This is a genomic window from Corynebacterium sp. 401_CJEI (assembly GCF_001076435.1).
GTDB classification, from domain to species: domain Bacteria; phylum Actinomycetota; class Actinomycetes; order Mycobacteriales; family Mycobacteriaceae; genus Corynebacterium; species Corynebacterium jeikeium_D.
This window is the reverse complement of sequence record NZ_JVIP01000039.1, coordinates 19,940-34,367: the sequence shown is the minus strand read 5'-3', so window position 1 is coordinate 34,367 and position 14,428 is coordinate 19,940. Positions and strand designations below refer to the sequence as shown.

At 62.2% G+C, this 14,428-nt stretch carries 12 protein-coding genes and 4 tRNA genes; 11 read left to right on the top strand and 5 right to left on the bottom strand.

The window, feature by feature from the left end; translation table 11 throughout:
• The first annotated feature begins 188 nt into the window (after nt 1-188).
• Both ADM64_RS08520 and ADM64_RS08515 read left to right on the top strand, forming a co-directional pair.
• Nucleotides 189-932, top strand: coding sequence for a hypothetical protein (locus ADM64_RS08520; RefSeq protein WP_049193873.1), 744 nt, complete (start codon nt 189-191; stop codon nt 930-932).
• Nucleotides 925-1,818, top strand: coding sequence for a hypothetical protein (locus tag ADM64_RS08515; protein ID WP_101688002.1), 894 nt, complete (start codon nt 925-927; stop codon nt 1,816-1,818). The genes ADM64_RS08520 and ADM64_RS08515 overlap by 8 nt, the downstream gene beginning before the upstream one ends.
• 14 nt (nt 1,819-1,832) lie before the next feature.
• Here the strand turns inward: ADM64_RS08515 and ADM64_RS08510 are convergent, their stop codons facing one another.
• Nucleotides 1,833-2,972: a histidinol-phosphate transaminase gene (locus ADM64_RS08510; RefSeq protein WP_049193872.1), complete on the bottom strand. Its 1,140-nt coding sequence runs from the start codon at nt 2,970-2,972 to the stop codon at nt 1,833-1,835.
• Nucleotides 2,973-3,183: 211 nt separating this feature from the next.
• Between ADM64_RS08510 and ADM64_RS08505 the strand changes: the two genes are divergently transcribed.
• Nucleotides 3,184-3,275 (top strand) — tRNA-Ser (locus ADM64_RS08505).
• 3 nt (nt 3,276-3,278) lie between these two features.
• Nucleotides 3,279-3,354: transfer RNA gene (locus tag ADM64_RS08500), tRNA-Arg, on the top strand.
• A 247-nt stretch (nt 3,355-3,601) separates the two neighbouring features.
• On the opposite strand, the gene ADM64_RS11185 is transcribed toward ADM64_RS08500, so the two are convergent.
• Nucleotides 3,602-3,727 carry a hypothetical protein gene (locus tag ADM64_RS11185; RefSeq protein ID WP_275043523.1) on the bottom strand — a complete coding sequence of 42 codons (126 nt, stop codon included), beginning with the start codon at nt 3,725-3,727 and terminating at the stop codon, nt 3,602-3,604.
• A gap of 211 nt (nt 3,728-3,938) precedes the next feature.
• Here ADM64_RS11185 and ADM64_RS08495 point away from each other — a divergent pair, with 211 nt between their 5' ends.
• From ADM64_RS08495 to ADM64_RS08485, 3 genes are all read left to right on the top strand, one after another.
• Nucleotides 3,939-7,598, top strand: a complete 3,660-nt coding sequence (locus tag ADM64_RS08495) for a phosphoribosylformylglycinamidine synthase (protein ID WP_049193871.1) — start codon at nt 3,939-3,941, stop codon at nt 7,596-7,598.
• A gap of 232 nt (nt 7,599-7,830) precedes the next feature.
• A tRNA-Arg gene (locus tag ADM64_RS08490) sits at nt 7,831-7,903 on the top strand.
• Nucleotides 7,904-8,237: 334 nt separating this feature from the next.
• The gene (locus tag ADM64_RS08485; protein ID WP_049193870.1) at nt 8,238-9,227 is read left to right on the top strand and encodes an LLM class flavin-dependent oxidoreductase; all 990 of its coding nucleotides are present in this window, start codon (nt 8,238-8,240) and stop codon (nt 9,225-9,227) included.
• Between the two features lie 49 nt (nt 9,228-9,276).
• On the opposite strand, the gene ADM64_RS08480 is transcribed toward ADM64_RS08485, so the two are convergent.
• Nucleotides 9,277-10,125 (bottom strand): CoA transferase, encoded by an 849-nt coding sequence (locus ADM64_RS08480; RefSeq protein ID WP_049172453.1) that lies wholly within the window; start codon nt 10,123-10,125, stop codon nt 9,277-9,279.
• 9 nt (nt 10,126-10,134) lie between these two features.
• Nucleotides 10,135-11,160, bottom strand: coding sequence for a prephenate dehydrogenase (locus ADM64_RS08475; RefSeq protein ID WP_049193868.1), 1,026 nt, complete (start codon nt 11,158-11,160; stop codon nt 10,135-10,137).
• A gap of 38 nt (nt 11,161-11,198) precedes the next feature.
• Here ADM64_RS08475 and ADM64_RS08470 point away from each other — a divergent pair, with 38 nt between their 5' ends.
• The 3 genes from ADM64_RS08470 to ADM64_RS08460 all read left to right on the top strand — a co-directional run bounded on the left by ADM64_RS08470 (nt 11,199) and on the right by ADM64_RS08460 (nt 12,638).
• Nucleotides 11,199-11,756: a tRNA adenosine deaminase-associated protein gene (locus ADM64_RS08470; protein ID WP_005510946.1), complete on the top strand. Its 558-nt coding sequence runs from the start codon at nt 11,199-11,201 to the stop codon at nt 11,754-11,756.
• The gene (gene tadA / locus ADM64_RS08465; RefSeq protein WP_414630317.1) at nt 11,728-12,312 is read left to right on the top strand and encodes a tRNA adenosine(34) deaminase TadA; all 585 of its coding nucleotides are present in this window, start codon (nt 11,728-11,730) and stop codon (nt 12,310-12,312) included. The genes ADM64_RS08470 and tadA overlap by 29 nt, the downstream gene beginning before the upstream one ends.
• A gap of 137 nt (nt 12,313-12,449) precedes the next feature.
• On the top strand, nt 12,450-12,638 hold the full coding sequence (locus tag ADM64_RS08460; RefSeq protein ID WP_049193864.1) for a CsbD family protein: 189 nt from the start codon (nt 12,450-12,452) through the stop codon (nt 12,636-12,638).
• A 108-nt stretch (nt 12,639-12,746) separates the two neighbouring features.
• On the opposite strand, the gene ADM64_RS08455 is transcribed toward ADM64_RS08460, so the two are convergent.
• Nucleotides 12,747-13,727, bottom strand: coding sequence for a diaminopimelate dehydrogenase (locus tag ADM64_RS08455; RefSeq protein WP_049193862.1), 981 nt, complete (start codon nt 13,725-13,727; stop codon nt 12,747-12,749).
• Between the two features lie 233 nt (nt 13,728-13,960).
• Here ADM64_RS08455 and ADM64_RS08450 point away from each other — a divergent pair.
• Nucleotides 13,961-14,051 (top strand) — tRNA-Ser (locus ADM64_RS08450).
• Nucleotides 14,052-14,428 lie beyond the last annotated feature (377 nt).

The following is a 14,428-nucleotide window of genomic DNA, read 5'->3' as shown; positions in this document are numbered from 1 at the left end:
GCGGTCGGGGGTTTCGTGTGTCCGAAATTTGCCACACGTAGTTTTACGGAGACAATTTAATTGCTCCGACCAACGTGTACTGTGGCCTGAAACAATACGGGCAAATTGCTAAAACCGGTAAGCTCGGTCTTGCTGTAATACAAACCCAGCGTCATGCTGGCGGACGGTATTGAGGAAAAGGTCGAACAATGGCAACGAATCGGAGCAACCACTCGGACGACTCGTTCGGTGAGTGGAGCATAAATCCGGGCACGTCAGATGATCAACCCTCCGCTGATACGCCGGCAAATGCGTGGAGCGCTGTGGATGGGTCACAGTGGGAGCAGCCTGAGGGGCAAACCCAGTATCTGCAGCAGCAGTATCCACAGTCCCAGCAGCCTGAACCATACCGCCCTGCCCCCTATGTTCCAGGTCCGCAAGCTGGCCCGGCTGCTGCGCCGCGCAATGACAACAAGGGACTGACCATCGCGGTTATTGTCCTGGCACTCGTTGCGGTCGCTCTCTTCGTCGGCGCAATGGCATACTTCTACTTCTCCGATTCGAAGGGAGTGAATTCGGCTGGCAGCAACTCGTCCCAGTCGGTTCAGTCCGCTAGTGCTGAGGGTTCCTCCACCTCGTCGACCGCTGAGCAGAAGCGTCGCGCTGAAGGGTTCCAGCCGCCATCGAACTGGCGTCACTGCTCCGGCTCGGGCGATCCGGGTGATTTGAACTTGGTATATGCAGAAGATGTCGGCGGTAACACGACGACCTGTCAGTTTGCCACCAACGTCCGCAATTCCTTCGTTGAGCAGTACCAACTTACGAAGAAGCTTAACGGTACTGTCACCGCTAGCAGCCCAACAACAGGCAAGACATACAGCATGACCTGCCGCGATAACGGTGAGGTTGTCACTTGTACCGGCGGTACGAATGCGACGGTGCACATTGTCTAAACGTCTCCGAGTAGCTCTGGCCGCAACCGCCGTCGTCACGCTCGGCCTTAGCGCCTGCACCATTGGCACCGATTCGGCGGACATGCCGTCGCCGACGCTGTCCAATCCGCTTGACGACGGCCCCGGCGGCGCATCCTCCGACGGGAAAGTTGTGCCCGGTGAGATGCCTCGCGAAGTTGTCGAGGCCGTGAAATCCGCGCAAAAGGAACTCGGTGGTTTGGCCGGCGCCGCTCTGGCAACGCCGGATAAGGATTCCGAAGTGGTTGCCACAGGTGACTTCAAAACGGGTCCGGCCTGGTCGACCTCCAAGGTGCCGATTGCGGTGGCTTATGTGCGCCAATCGGGCGTGGATTCCCTGGTCGAAGCCGCAATCACGGTTTCCGATAACGATGCGGCTGAGTCCATGTGGTACTCCCTGGGCGATGACGCGACCGCGGGCGCGACCACCGACGAGATTCTCCGAGAGGGCCACGACACCCGCACCGTCATGGGCACTGACCGCATCCGTGCGGAATACACCGTCTTCGGGCAGACGCAGTGGGATTTGCGCGACCAGGCTATTTTCGGCGCCAATTTGCAGTGCATCGAGGCGGGCCCAAAGGTCGCTGACCTCATGGGACAGATTGCCGACGAGCAGTCCTACGGCCTCGGACGCATCCGCGGCGCCCACTTCAAGGGCGGTTGGGGCCCAGATGATGAAGGCGTCTACCTTGTGCGGCAGTTCGGCTATCTGCCGGGCAAGAAGCCGGGCACCTTCGTTGGTGTAGCTATCGCAGCCCAGCCTGACGACGGCACCTATGAGACCGGCCAGCAAATGCTTGACCGCATCGCCAAGGCGATTGAGCGCAGCGGTGGCGCGACCACCGGCCGTGCCGGTAGCTGCTAGCTGAGCGATAGCTGTTAGCGCTCGATACCGAGCGCAGCTAGCAGCTGCGAGGTCTCTTCCTCAGTAGTGATGGTGATACGAGCACCTTCGCCGGCAAAGCAGCGGATGAGAATGTTGCGCTGCGCCAGGAAGTCACCGAGATCCGTGGTGGTGGCCACCGAGACGTCGTCAAGCAAAGAGAGATCCGCAATCCGACCCTCGTCAATCCAAATGAAGTTGGCCTGCGAATTCGGCAGCACCGTCTCGCGGCCGGTGGCGGCGTTGATGGCCTCGGTGACGGCGACGCGCTGTGCGCGGACCTCAGCAATGCGGGCGGTGAGCTCTTCCTGTGAGTCGAGCGAGGTGAGCGCGGCAATCTGCGCGAGAGTGTTTATGGAGAAGGGGATAGCGACCTTATTCACGGCCTCCACAAGCTTCTCCGGGCCGAACATGTAGCCCACGCGGAGCCCGGCCAAACCGTAGACCTTGGAGAATGTGCGCAAACCGACCAGGTTGGGGTAGGTATCCAGCAGCTCATGCGCCAACGGGGTAGCGGCATGAGTGGCCTCGTCCACCAGCTCGATGTACGCCTCGTCGAGAGCGACCACAACATCGCCCGGAACCTGCGCCATAAACTCCGCGAAAGCCGCGAGAGTGATGGTCGTGCCCGTCGGGTTATTGGGATTACAGACGAAAACCAGGCGTGTGCGGCCGGTGATAGCGGCAGCCATTGCCGAAAGATCATTGCGACCCTGCGCATCCAGCGGCACCGGCACCGGAGTAGCCCCGGCGACGCGAGCGAGAATGGGGTAGGCCTCGAAGCTGCGCCACGGGAACACGACCTCATCCCCATCCTCACAGGTGGCCTGCACGAGCTGCAGGCACAGAGCGGAGGAGCCGCAGCCGACCGCGACCTGCTCCATGGGCAGACCCAGGTGCTCGCCGAGCTTAATGCGCAGGTCAACCGCGCCCATGTCCGGGTAGCGGTTCGGGCTGGTGGTTGGGTCAGCGATGGTCTGTGAGATGGCCTCCACCACCGAGGGCAGTGGCGGTTGAGTCATTTCATTGGACGCGATCTTCAGCGCGCCGGGCACAGCCTTGCCCGGGACATAGGCCGGAACCTGCTCGAGGTCGGCACGGGTTTTGGGCTGAACTGAAGATGCATCGTTGGTCATAGGCCTAACTGTAGAACATGGCCCGGATTGGGCAGTACAGAATCCCCGCAAAATCCCAAGGTGTGGTCGCTATTTGTGGCGCCGTATTTGGTGGCTCCGCGGGTGTTTTGCTTTTCAATTCTTGTGTTCTGTAGGATTGGCTGCGGTTATTTGGTCTCGTCCACGCAATGGCGAACAGCTTTGCTGAAGCGGGATCGATGCCAGTGGTTTTGGAGGCGTGCCAGAGCGGCCGAATGGGGCTCCCTGCTAAGGAGTTGCCTGTCTTGCGACGGGCCGGAGGTTCGAATCCTCTCGCCTCCGCCACACGCGCCCGTAGCTCAACGGATAGAGCATCTGACTACGGATCAGAAGGTTAGGGGTTCGAATCCCTTCGGGCGCACCATGTAGACCCGCACCTTGTAGGTGCGGGTCTTTTTGTTTTATTACCTGGCAGTGCAGCGCGAGCCGGGGCATTGCGGGGCGGGGGCAGCGCGGTCCTTCACTTGTGGCCAGGGTTCGGTCACTTATCGATGGTTTCTCGTGGCCTGTCGATGGTTTTGCGCCACTTATGCGCGCGCTGTGGGTGCTACGTGTGCACTTGTCGATGCGTTGTTCACTTGTGGCCAGGCTATAGCGAATCGATGGGTGAACTATGCATCGATAAGACAACGAACCAGCTCCCTTGCTTCAACAACGCGCAGCAACAGGTAGCAAAGCGCAGCAACAGGCACCAACCCGGACCTGCCGACCGACTCGCCACCTCCTTGAGCAGCCACGGCCGTACCTCCAACACCCCCGCGCAGCCTTTGCCCGGCTGAATCCGATTAGCCTGGCCTTGTACTTGGTCAATCGGGGCCTCCGCCCCGCGACGCTTCCGCCCCGCGCCGCCCCGCGCCGCCTCGCACGCCGGGGGACATTTTCCTATCCTGAACAGTTGCAATAGACTTAGACCCCGGTTGCCCTCCCCGTATTTCGATAGGAGCCTTGATGGACGCCCGTCTAGCCGTTCGCCGTAAGCCCGAGTTCCGCAATGAGGAAGCTACGCTGCTGTCCTCGATCGGCCAGGACGGTGAGGTGGCAATCTACTATCTCTACGATGCTTTCGATGCGACGGAGGAGGACCTCGTCGCGCTGCGTGAGTCGGTAGTTGCTGATTCGCGTGTCGACGAGCTGGCCGAGCTCCCGACGCCCGCCGAGCTGGGGAACTACCTTGCTGTCGAGCCTCTTCCTGGCCAGTACGACCAGCGTGCCGATGCCGCCGAGCAGGCCCTGCGGCTACTCCGCCCGGAAACCCGCGCGCAGATCACCTCGGCAACGCTGTATGTTTTCGACGCTCCGGTGAATGACGCCGTACGCTCCTTCCTCATTAACCCGGTCGAGTCGGGGGAGAAGAACCTGAACGTCCTGCGCCGTCCGAGCATGGGCGAGATTGAGCCGCTGAAGGAGTACCCGGGCTTCACCGAGCTGGATGACGAAGGCCTGGCCGAGCTGCTCGCAGCCGACGGCATGGCCATGTCGCTGGCCGATCTGAAGACCATCCAGGACTACTTCCGCTCCGAGGGCCGCACTCCGACCGAGGTGGAGCTGTCCGCGCTGGATACCTACTGGTCAGACCACTGTCGCCACACCACCTTCAACACCGAGCTGACCTCCATCGAGAACAACGAGCCGCGCTTTGCCGCGCAGTTGGATCGCGCGCTGCGTCGCTACGACGAGCTGCGTGAACTCAACGGCCGCACTCACAAGCCACGCACCCTGATGGACATGGGCACCATCATGGGCCGCGAACTGCGTCGCACGGGCGTGATGGATGACCAGGAAGTTTCCGAGGAAATCAACGCCTGCTCCGTCTACGTCGACGTCGAGGGCGATGACCGCAAGTGGCTGCTCATGTTCAAGAACGAGACCCACAACCACCCGACCGAAATCGAGCCGTTCGGTGGCGCCTCCACCTGTCTCGGCGGCGCAATCCGTGACCCGCTGTCAGGCCGTTCCTGGGTCTACCAGGCCATGCGTCTGTCCGGCGCAGGTGACATCAACACTCCGCGCGAGCAGGCCCTCGAGGGCAAGCTGCCGCAGCGCGATATTTCCTCCCGCGCCGCAGCCGGCTACTCCTCCTACGGCAACCAGATCGGTCTGGCCACCACTGGTGTGCGCGAGCTGGTCCACCCGGGATACGTCGCTAAGCGAATGGAACTCGGTGCCGTCGTCGCCGCTGCCCCGGCAGACAACGTCAAGCGCCTCGAACCTGCGCCGGGCGATGTGGTGATTATGCTCGGTGGCCGCACCGGCCGTGACGGCGTCGGCGGTGCGACCGGCTCGTCCAAGGCTCACGATGAGGACTCGCTGGGCCGCTCCGGTGCCGAGGTGCAGAAGGGTAACCCGGTCAACGAGCGCAAGATTCAGCGCCTGTTCCGCCGCGAGGACGTCGCCACCAAGATTGTCCGCTGTAATGACTTCGGCGCTGGTGGCGTATCCGTCGCGGTCGGTGAGCTGGCTGACTCCATTGACATTCACCTCGAGCGCGTGCCGCTGAAGTACGCCGGTCTGAATGCCCGCGAAATCGCGATTTCCGAGTCCCAGGAGCGCATGGCGCTGGTCGTGCGCCCGGAGGACGCCGACTTCATCATCGCCGCCGCTGCCGAGGAGAACATTGAGGCAGTCGCGCTGGCAGACATCACCGACACCGGTCGGCTGCGCATGTTCATGGGCGACGAGGTCGTGTTCGACCTCTCCCGTGAGTTCATCGACACCAACGGCGCCGACCGCGCCCAGAACGTCGAGATGGTTGCTGCGGAGGGCGGCGTCGTAAAGCAGGCTCCGACGAGCGTACTGGAGTCGCTGCGTGCGGCGACGGCGGGCTCCCAGGAGGGCATGATCGAGCAGTTCGACTCGACCGTCGGCCGCTCCACCGTGCTCATGCCGTACGGCGGTGCGACGCAGAAGACCGACGAGCAGGCGTCGATCCAGACGCTGCCGGTCGATGGCGGCACGAGCACCGCGTCCATCATGACCTGGGGTTACTCGCCATCGCTTGCCGACGAGTCCCCGTACCTCATGGGTTCCTACTCCGTCGTGGAGGCACTGGCTAAGCTCGCAGCGGCCGGTGGCGATCCGCGCGGTGCCTGGCTGAGTGTGCAGGAGTACTTCCAGCGCCTGGACCAGGATCCGAAGCGGTGGGGCGAGGTCGCGCAGGCTCTGCTTGGCCTGCTGGAGGCTCAGGATGGCTTCCAGGTTGCGGCTATTGGCGGTAAGGACTCCATGTCCGGCACTTACGGCGAGGACCTGCACGTGCCGGCGACCCTGGTGACCTTTGCGGTCGCTGCAATGGACGAGACCGACGCTGTCTCTGCCGCAATCCCGGCCGGTAACTTCGACCTCTACCTGTTTGCGCACAAGCCGCTCGAGTCCGGGGAACCGAACTACGAGCAGCTCAACGAACTGTTTGCTGCCGTGCGGGAGCTGCGCCCGGCTGCGGCCTCGGCTGTTACTAACGCGGATCTGGCTGCGACCCTGGTCAACATGGCTGTGGGCAATGGCGTGGGCCTGGAGGCATCCCTTCCGGAGGCTCCGCTGGGTTCCATTGTGGTGGCTGTTCCGGCTGGTCAGGATGTTGAGGGTGCTGTTGAGGGTGCTGTGAAGATCGGTGCCACCGACGAGTCGGGCACGCTGCGCTTCGGTGAGGAGTCCTTCACTGTCGCCGAGGCTCTGGAGGCAATGGAGTCCGGTTACCGTGAGGTCTTCCCGCTCAATGACTACGAGGGCGAGGCCCTGCCGGAGTTCGCTAACCAGGTCAGCGAGACCAAGACTGACCTGCAGAGCCCGGGCAAGAAGGATGTCCACGTGTTGCTGCCGGTCTTCCCGGGTACCAACTCCGAGTACGACATGGCCGAGGCATTCGTCGCTGCTGGCGCTACCTACGAGTTCCACGTTATCCGCAACCTGACCCCGGCAATGCTGGCGGAGGACACGAAGGCGTTCATCGAGAAGCTTCAGGACGTCGACATCCTGGCGTTCTCCGGTGGCTTCTCCCTGGGGGATGAGCCGGACGGGTCCGCCAAGTTCATCGCCGCGTTCCTGCGTTCCGACGATGTCGCAGCCGCCGTCAAGGAGTTCGTGGCCGACAACGGTCTTGTGCTCGGTATTTGTAACGGTTTCCAGGCGCTGGTCAAGTCCGGCTTCCTGCCGTACGGCGACCCTGCGCAGCTCCGCGAGGACTCGCCGACCCTGGCCCACAACCGCCAGCTGCGTCACGTTTCCCGCATCGCTACTACTCGCGTCGCGACCGTGAATTCCCCGTGGCTGCGTGGTTTCGAGCCAGGCCAGACCCACCTCATGCCGGTTTCTCACGGTGAGGGCCGTTTCGTGGTTTCCGAGGACGAGGCCCGCCGCCTGTTCGAGGCCGGTCAGGTCGCTTTCCAGTACGTCGATGCCGACGGCGATGCCGAGGGCGTGCCGACGATGACAGCGCCAGCCAACCCGAACGGTTCCTCCTACGCCATTGAGGGCATTGTCAGTGCTGACGGCAGGATTCTGGGCAAGATGGGCCACCCGGAGCGTTTCCGCGAAGGCCTGATGCGCAACATTCCGGGCATTGGTGAGCAGGACATCTTTGGCAACGCTGTCCGCTGGGTCCGCGGCGAGTAGTTCCTCGGTTTCTTCGTTACCTCGGTCAGGGGTACCTCGGTCGGTCCTGTTCGGATAGGCCGGGGTAACCGCTACGAAACCTGTTGTTAATGTGCAACGAATATGTACTTGAATAAGTGCCGAAAAGGTTGCTTGAACAGGCGATTTTGTAAAACTTAGCAGGATGAGTAAAGTATCTATTCGTTGCAGGGGCCGAGGGGATTACCCCAGAGTCGCTGAATAACAACAAAATGCGCCCGTAGCTCAACGGATAGAGCATCTGACTACGGATCAGAAGGTTAGGGGTTCGAATCCCTTCGGGCGCACAACGCAGACCCGCACCGGTAAGGTGCGGGTCTTTTTGTCTGCCCGACTTATCGATGGTTTTCCGGCACTTATGCGCGCGGTATTGGCTCTGCCTGCGCTCATATCGATGAGCTATTCACTTGTGGCCAGGCTATAGCTCATCGATATGTGAATACCTCATCGACAAGTGAATACCGCCCACGAGCCACCCATGAGCCCGTCCACCCGCAAGCCGCCCACGAGCCACCCATGAGCCACCCGCACCCGAATCCCCAAAACCTCAAACCCCAGCGCCTCAGTATTCGAAACATCTCAAACTCGCAATATCCGACTAACGGTCTAGACTGTGGAACCATGATTCGTACTGAGTCCATTCTTGACCTCGCTACCGTAGCCTCGGGGCAGTCCCACGCCGACGCCCTACAGGGCTCCATCGATTTGGCACAGACAGCGGAAAAGGCTGGTTATCAGCGTATTTGGTACGCTGAGCACCACAATATGAACGCCATTGCCTCCTCGTCGCCGGCTGTTCTGATCGCAGCCGTGGCTGCAAAAACCGAGAGCATCACCCTCGGCTCCGGCGGCGTCATGCTGCCGAATCATGCACCGCTGACGGTCGCGGAACAGTTCGGCACGCTCGCGAATCTGTACCCGGATCGCATCGAGCTGGGGCTTGGTCGTGCCCCGGGCACGGACCAGGCCACTATGCGCGCCCTGCGGCGTGACCCGCGTTCGTCCGATTCCTTCCCGCAGGATGTGCAGGAGCTGCGCGGTTACCTCTCCGACGAGTCGCTGATTAAGGGCATCAACGCGATTCCGGGCCGCGGCACCCACGTGCCGCTGTACATCCTGGGCTCCTCGCTCTTTGGTGCTCAGCTCGCGGCGGCGCTCGGCTTGCCGTACGCGTTTGCTTCGCACTTCGCGCCGGACGCGCTTCGCGATGCCATCGCGGTCTACCGCGAGCAGTTCCAGCCTTCTGAGCAGCTGGATAAGCCGTACGCTTTTGCGGCCATGAACGTGATTGCGTCGGAAAGCGAAGAGGATGCGCAGCAGCAGTACTTCGCTACCCGCAGGAACATGGTCAGGCGGTTCCTCAGCCGCGGTGGTCACCACCTCACCGACGATGAGGCAGAGATTCTGATGGATACCCCGCAGGGGCGCCAGGTGCAGAATATGTTCCGTCATACGGCAGTCGGCACGGTGGCACAGGTGCGTGAGCAGATTGCGCAGTTCGGTGAGTACTCGGCGGCGGATGAGCTGATCGTGGCTCATCAGTCGTTGAAGGTTCCTGACCGACTGCGTTCGGTGGAGCTCACCGCGGAGGCCACGGGGCTGACCGCGTAAGGCTCCAGGCCCAGGAGTACGTCGAGGCACGCGGCCTTAAGTCGCCCTCTTACTCCACCGCAGCCAGTGGCAGCGCCTTTTCGCTGGCAAGCTGCATGATTTCGGCGTTGGTGCGCTCGCGGAGGAAATCCGCAAGTTCCTCGCGGTTGCTCGCGCCAGTGGCCTCGGTCAGGGCGGCGGCAAAGTGCGGCTCCAGCGCTGCCACGGCCACGTAGCCGTCGGCGCTGGGGTAGAGGCCGTACGTCCACAGGCCGCCACCGAGTAGTCCGCCGGGCGCCGTCATGCCGTACTTCAGCGGCGCGGCACCGGCCTCGCCCGCCTGCTTTAGGCCGATGCGGCAGTGCAGTCCAGGCTGCTTTACGACGTCCGCCCCAGCACCCGCCCGCTTAATCAACCCGGCAAGGGCAGCGGTGACCGCAAAGTGCGCGCCCAGAATGTCGCCCAACAGCACCGGCGGCATCGCCGGAGGCGTGAGGGTTCCGGCCTCCGCCTGGTAGGTCAGGTCATGGCCAGGGGTTTCTGGAGCTTCGGTATCACCGACAATGTCGATATGTACCGGCCCATTCGGGCGCTCGTGGAGGCCCGCCAGCCCCATGCGTTCCAGCGCGGAGGGGCGAACCGAGGTGATGACCACATCGGCCTCATCGATCAGCGAGCTCAGCTGTGCGCGACCCTCATTGCTCTTCAGATCCGCCTGGATAATCTCGTGACCTGCGGACATAGCTTCATACCAGGAGCGGCCGAAGGCGCCGAGCGGATCGCCTGTTGGTGGCTCGACCTTAATCACCCGGGCGCCTAGCTGGCCCAAGTGCTGAGCGGCCAGTGGTCCCGGTACGTTAATGGCGAAGTTGACGACAGTGATGCCTGCGAGGCTGGTGTGCAGCTCGGGGGAAAACATAGTTCCACACTAGAACACATCTATCTGTCCGCCGACGCTTTCGGCCAACTTCAACTGGTTGATCCAGCCGCCCTCGCCGACGCGCAGTCGGAAAATCGGGCGGTGAGCAGGGCGGGCCTCGTAGCGGACACGGGCAATCTGACCGGTTTTGGCCAGGTCCATAGCGGTTCCCTCGGTGGCCAACTGGGTGCGCGCGGCGGTGAGGCGCTCGATGACGTCGTCAAGCGCGGTGAGCACGGGTTCGGTGTTGTTCTCACACCAGGACATGACCATGTCAGGAGCAGCGGCGGCGACGCGGGTGCAGTCGCGGAAAGAGCCGGCTGCAAGCGAAATGGCCAGGGGGCCACCGGCTTCACCGGCGGCGGCAATTGCGTAGGCCGCTAGGTGGGGCATGTGGGAGATGCGGGCGACACTGGCATCGTGGTGATCGCTCAGCGCTGGAATGAGTTGACTGCCAAGAGCTGCTCCCAAGTTGGCGACCTGCGAAAAGACTTCAATCCACCGCTCCGGGACGGGCTTGCCTGCAGCGTCGGCAGCAGCTGCCAGGTCGTAGGTGATGACCCAGGGGGCGCCGTCGAAAAGCCCTTCGAGCGTGGCGGACCAGCCCGCCTGCGCGGAACCCGCCATTGGGTGCGCGCCGACGAAGCGTTCCTCCATCCCGCGAGCGGAGACCTCGGCGGCGACGGCCGCCTTCACGGAGACCACATCCGTGATGCCACAGCTGGGGGCGTGCTCGTTGATCGCGTCGAGCATCGTGCCGACGACTGTCATGGGGGTGCCAATTACGATGAGCGCGCGACTGGCCTCAGCGCGCTCGAGCGTGGCTTGAAGATCTGTACTGGCGTCGAATCCCTCCTTCGTGGCTTCCTCGACCGTCGTGGACGAGCGATTCCAACCGAAGCATTCGACGTTGTGGGCCCGCAGATCGCGCATCATGGAGCCACCGATGAGGCCCAAACCGAGGATGCATACCGCGGGTAGTTGTGCAGCTGACAGGGAGGACGAAGCAGGGGAGGGGGACTCGAAATTGCTCACCTGACAAGCATGACATACAGCGACTAGCGTTGTGGGTTATGAGCACGACCTTTTCCGGAGGGTACACCTCCGATGACGACCGCTCCTTCGCGGTTGCCGTAACTATGGGGGAGCGCGGTTGGCGCGTCGTCGATCTTGGGGACGACGCCACCGATTCCCTCGCTGACGCTGCACAGGCGCTGCGCAATCTGCGTTCGGAACGCGCCGCTGTCGGAATGCTCAATATCGACGACGATTACTTCATTCTCGTGCGCCAGGGCGTTGGGTCGCTGCGCGTTGTGCTTTCCGACGCCACCGCCGCCGTCACCGACGACATTGCGGCAGATGTGTTCGACGAGCTGGATCTGGATATCCCCGACCTCGACGAGGACGAGCTCGACGATGTCGACGCCTGGGCCGAAGGAGATATGGATATCCTCGCTGACCTGGGCTGTTCGGAGGAAGCCCTGGAGTCCATCTGTGACGATCAGTCGCTGTGGGCGTCCGAGCAGCTTCTGGCCATCGCCGAGGAGCTGGGGTGCGCCGAGGAGCTCGCCGATGTCGCCGACCTGGATTACGACGGTGACGATGACGACTACGACCCCTATGACGACTAACCCTGACAAAGGTCATCTGACCGGGCGGCCAAGCGCCCTTGCGGCCAGCCAGCCAGCTGGTCGGCCAAGCGCCCTGCCCCGTCGAAAACAGGACATTCTCGACGAAGAGTGGATGCGCCTGGCTATCGCCGAAGCTGCTCACACGGCCCCCGGGGATGTGCCGGTGGGAGCTGTGGTCGTGGATGCCGAGGGCAGGGTTGTGGGTCGGGGCTCGAACCGTCGGGAAGCGGATGGTGACCCACTTGCCCACGCCGAAGTCATTGCGTTGCGCGAGGCCACCCGCGCTGTTGGTGACGGCTGGCGGCTGGAGCAGTGCACGTTGGTCGTGACACTTGAGCCGTGCGTGATGTGTGCCGGCGCGTGCGTCATGGGGCGCGTGGGGCGCGTGGTCTTCGGCGCGTGGTCGCCCAAGACCGGCGCGTGCGGCTCCATCGCCGATGTCATCCGCGATCCCGCCCATGCATTCACGCCGCAGGTGCGCGGGGGTGTGCTTGCCGACGAATGCTCCGTTTACCTGCGCGAATTCTTCGAACGGCAACGGCAGTCGGGAGCGTGAGCGGGGTCACAGTTAGGTCACAATTCCCGCTGTGGCCGTGACGAGCCTCCATTTTCACGTACCGTCGGAACTAGTGGGGCTGCTAGACGGTGGCTCTATAGAAATAGATTAAGTCGTTTACATGGGAGGCTTACATAATGAGCGAGCTGCAGAACAAGGCCGACGAGTTGGGCGGCAAGGTTAAGGAAGCTGCCGGCGACGCCGTTGGCAATGACGACCTGTCAAACCAGGGCAAGGGCGAGCAGGCTGCTTCGAAGGTCAAGCAGGGTGCTGAGGACCTGAAGGACAAGGCTACTGAGGCCTTGGGCAAGCTGACTGACAAGTAAAGCGCTTAGCTTTCGGGTAGAGATAACCCCAACCTTCTCCGCTTCTGATGTGCGGAGACGGTTGGGGTTCTTTGTGTTTCGATGGCCGGCTGTCAGCGTTGGGGCTGGCTACAGCTTCTGAGCCACTAGGTCATCCAGTGGTTCGGCGGACAGTAGGTACGGGGCGATCTCGAAGACGGTACGGGCACCAGTCTCGCCAGCCTGCTTCAGGCGGTAGGCAGCGCGACCGTAGGCAACCTGGACGGCTGCGGTGAAGTCGGGGTTGCGCTCCAGTTCGAGACCGAACTCGATGACGTGGCCGGAGGTACCGGCCTGGCCACGGGTAATGACCTGGCCGCCGTGCGGCATGCCCTGGTGGTCGCGGTCGAACTCCTCTTCAGAGATGAAGTCCACGATGGTCTCGTATGGGGCAAAGTAATCCGGCATGGTCACGATGGTTTCGCGGATCTGCTCCTTGAGCTTGGCGTCCTCCTCGGCGTTGCCGGTCTCTTCAGCGACGACGAAGCAGTGGCGCAGGTGGCACTCGTTACCCTTCAGGTCTGCGCCCTCGCCCTTCTTCACGGCCTCGATAGCTTCCGGGTTCGGCTTGGTGTACTGGACACCCTTCTTCACTCCCGGCACACGACGCACGGCATCGGAGTGGCCCTGCGACAGGCCCGGCCCCCAGAAGGTCATCTGGTCTGCGCCCGGCAGGATGGCAGCGCCCAGGACGCGGTTCAGGGAGAACAGGCCCGGGTCCCAACCGGTCGAGATCATGGCGATGTTGTCACCCTCACGAGCGGAGGCGTCCATGGCCGCGCGGTGCTTCGGAATCTCGTGGTGGTTGTCGTAGGTGTCGACCGTCGTAAAGTTCTTTGCCAGCTCAGGGGCCTGCTCCGGGACATCGGTGGCCGAGCCGAGGCACACGAACAGCACGTCTACCTCGTCCTTGTACTTTTCGACATCCGCAGCCGGGAGCACGCGGGCCTCAGTGTCCAGCGAATCGCGACGGGAGAAAACGCCGACGAGTTCCATGTCCGGCTGGTCAGCGATGACCTTTTCGACGCTGCGGCCCAAATTGCCATAGCCGATGATGGCGGAACGAATCATGAGGGAGAACCCTTTCTGTGTGGCTGTACTTCTGTGTTTAAGTTTCTAGATTTCAAGCTACAGACTATTCCTTCATATCTCAGCGGGTGTTGGCCGCCCCGAATAGTGCGGTGGAGGGTTGACGGGCTTGGGGTGGCGCAGGTTGTAGTGCGCCGAGAGCGGCTTAGCGAAGGCCTGGGCGCCCTGACCTGGGGATTTGGTAGATAAAGGGGCTACCTGTAACGTTTTCTAGCGGTGACGTGTCCGAGCGGCCGAAGGTGAAGCACTCGAAATGCTTTGTGCGGTAACCCCGTACCGAGGGTTCAAATCCCTCCGTCACCGCCAATAAAACCCCCGGTGGTTCCTTTAATTAGGAGCCCCGGGGGTTCTGCATTTAATCGGCCCTGATTGTCTGGGTGTGGTGGAGGTGTGGGAGGTGTCCGTCGTAAAGCGGCAAATGGTGAGGCGTCCGACCTGGAGCACCTAAATCACAAAATTAACATCAGTAGCACACACCCCATTGTTCACGTTTATCCGGGAAGTCCGCTACTCTTAGCAAAAGTATTTCCGGTTTTTATGTCGTGCCCGCCCCCAGTGACCGCGTCAGCGCCAGAGTTGATGTTGGCCAATCCGGGGTGGTCGCTAGCATCGGAGTAGCGAAGAGGCTTCAAACTGCAGGTGAAGTCCGAGGGAGTGCTTGGGTAGCGCGAACTTGGGGAAGC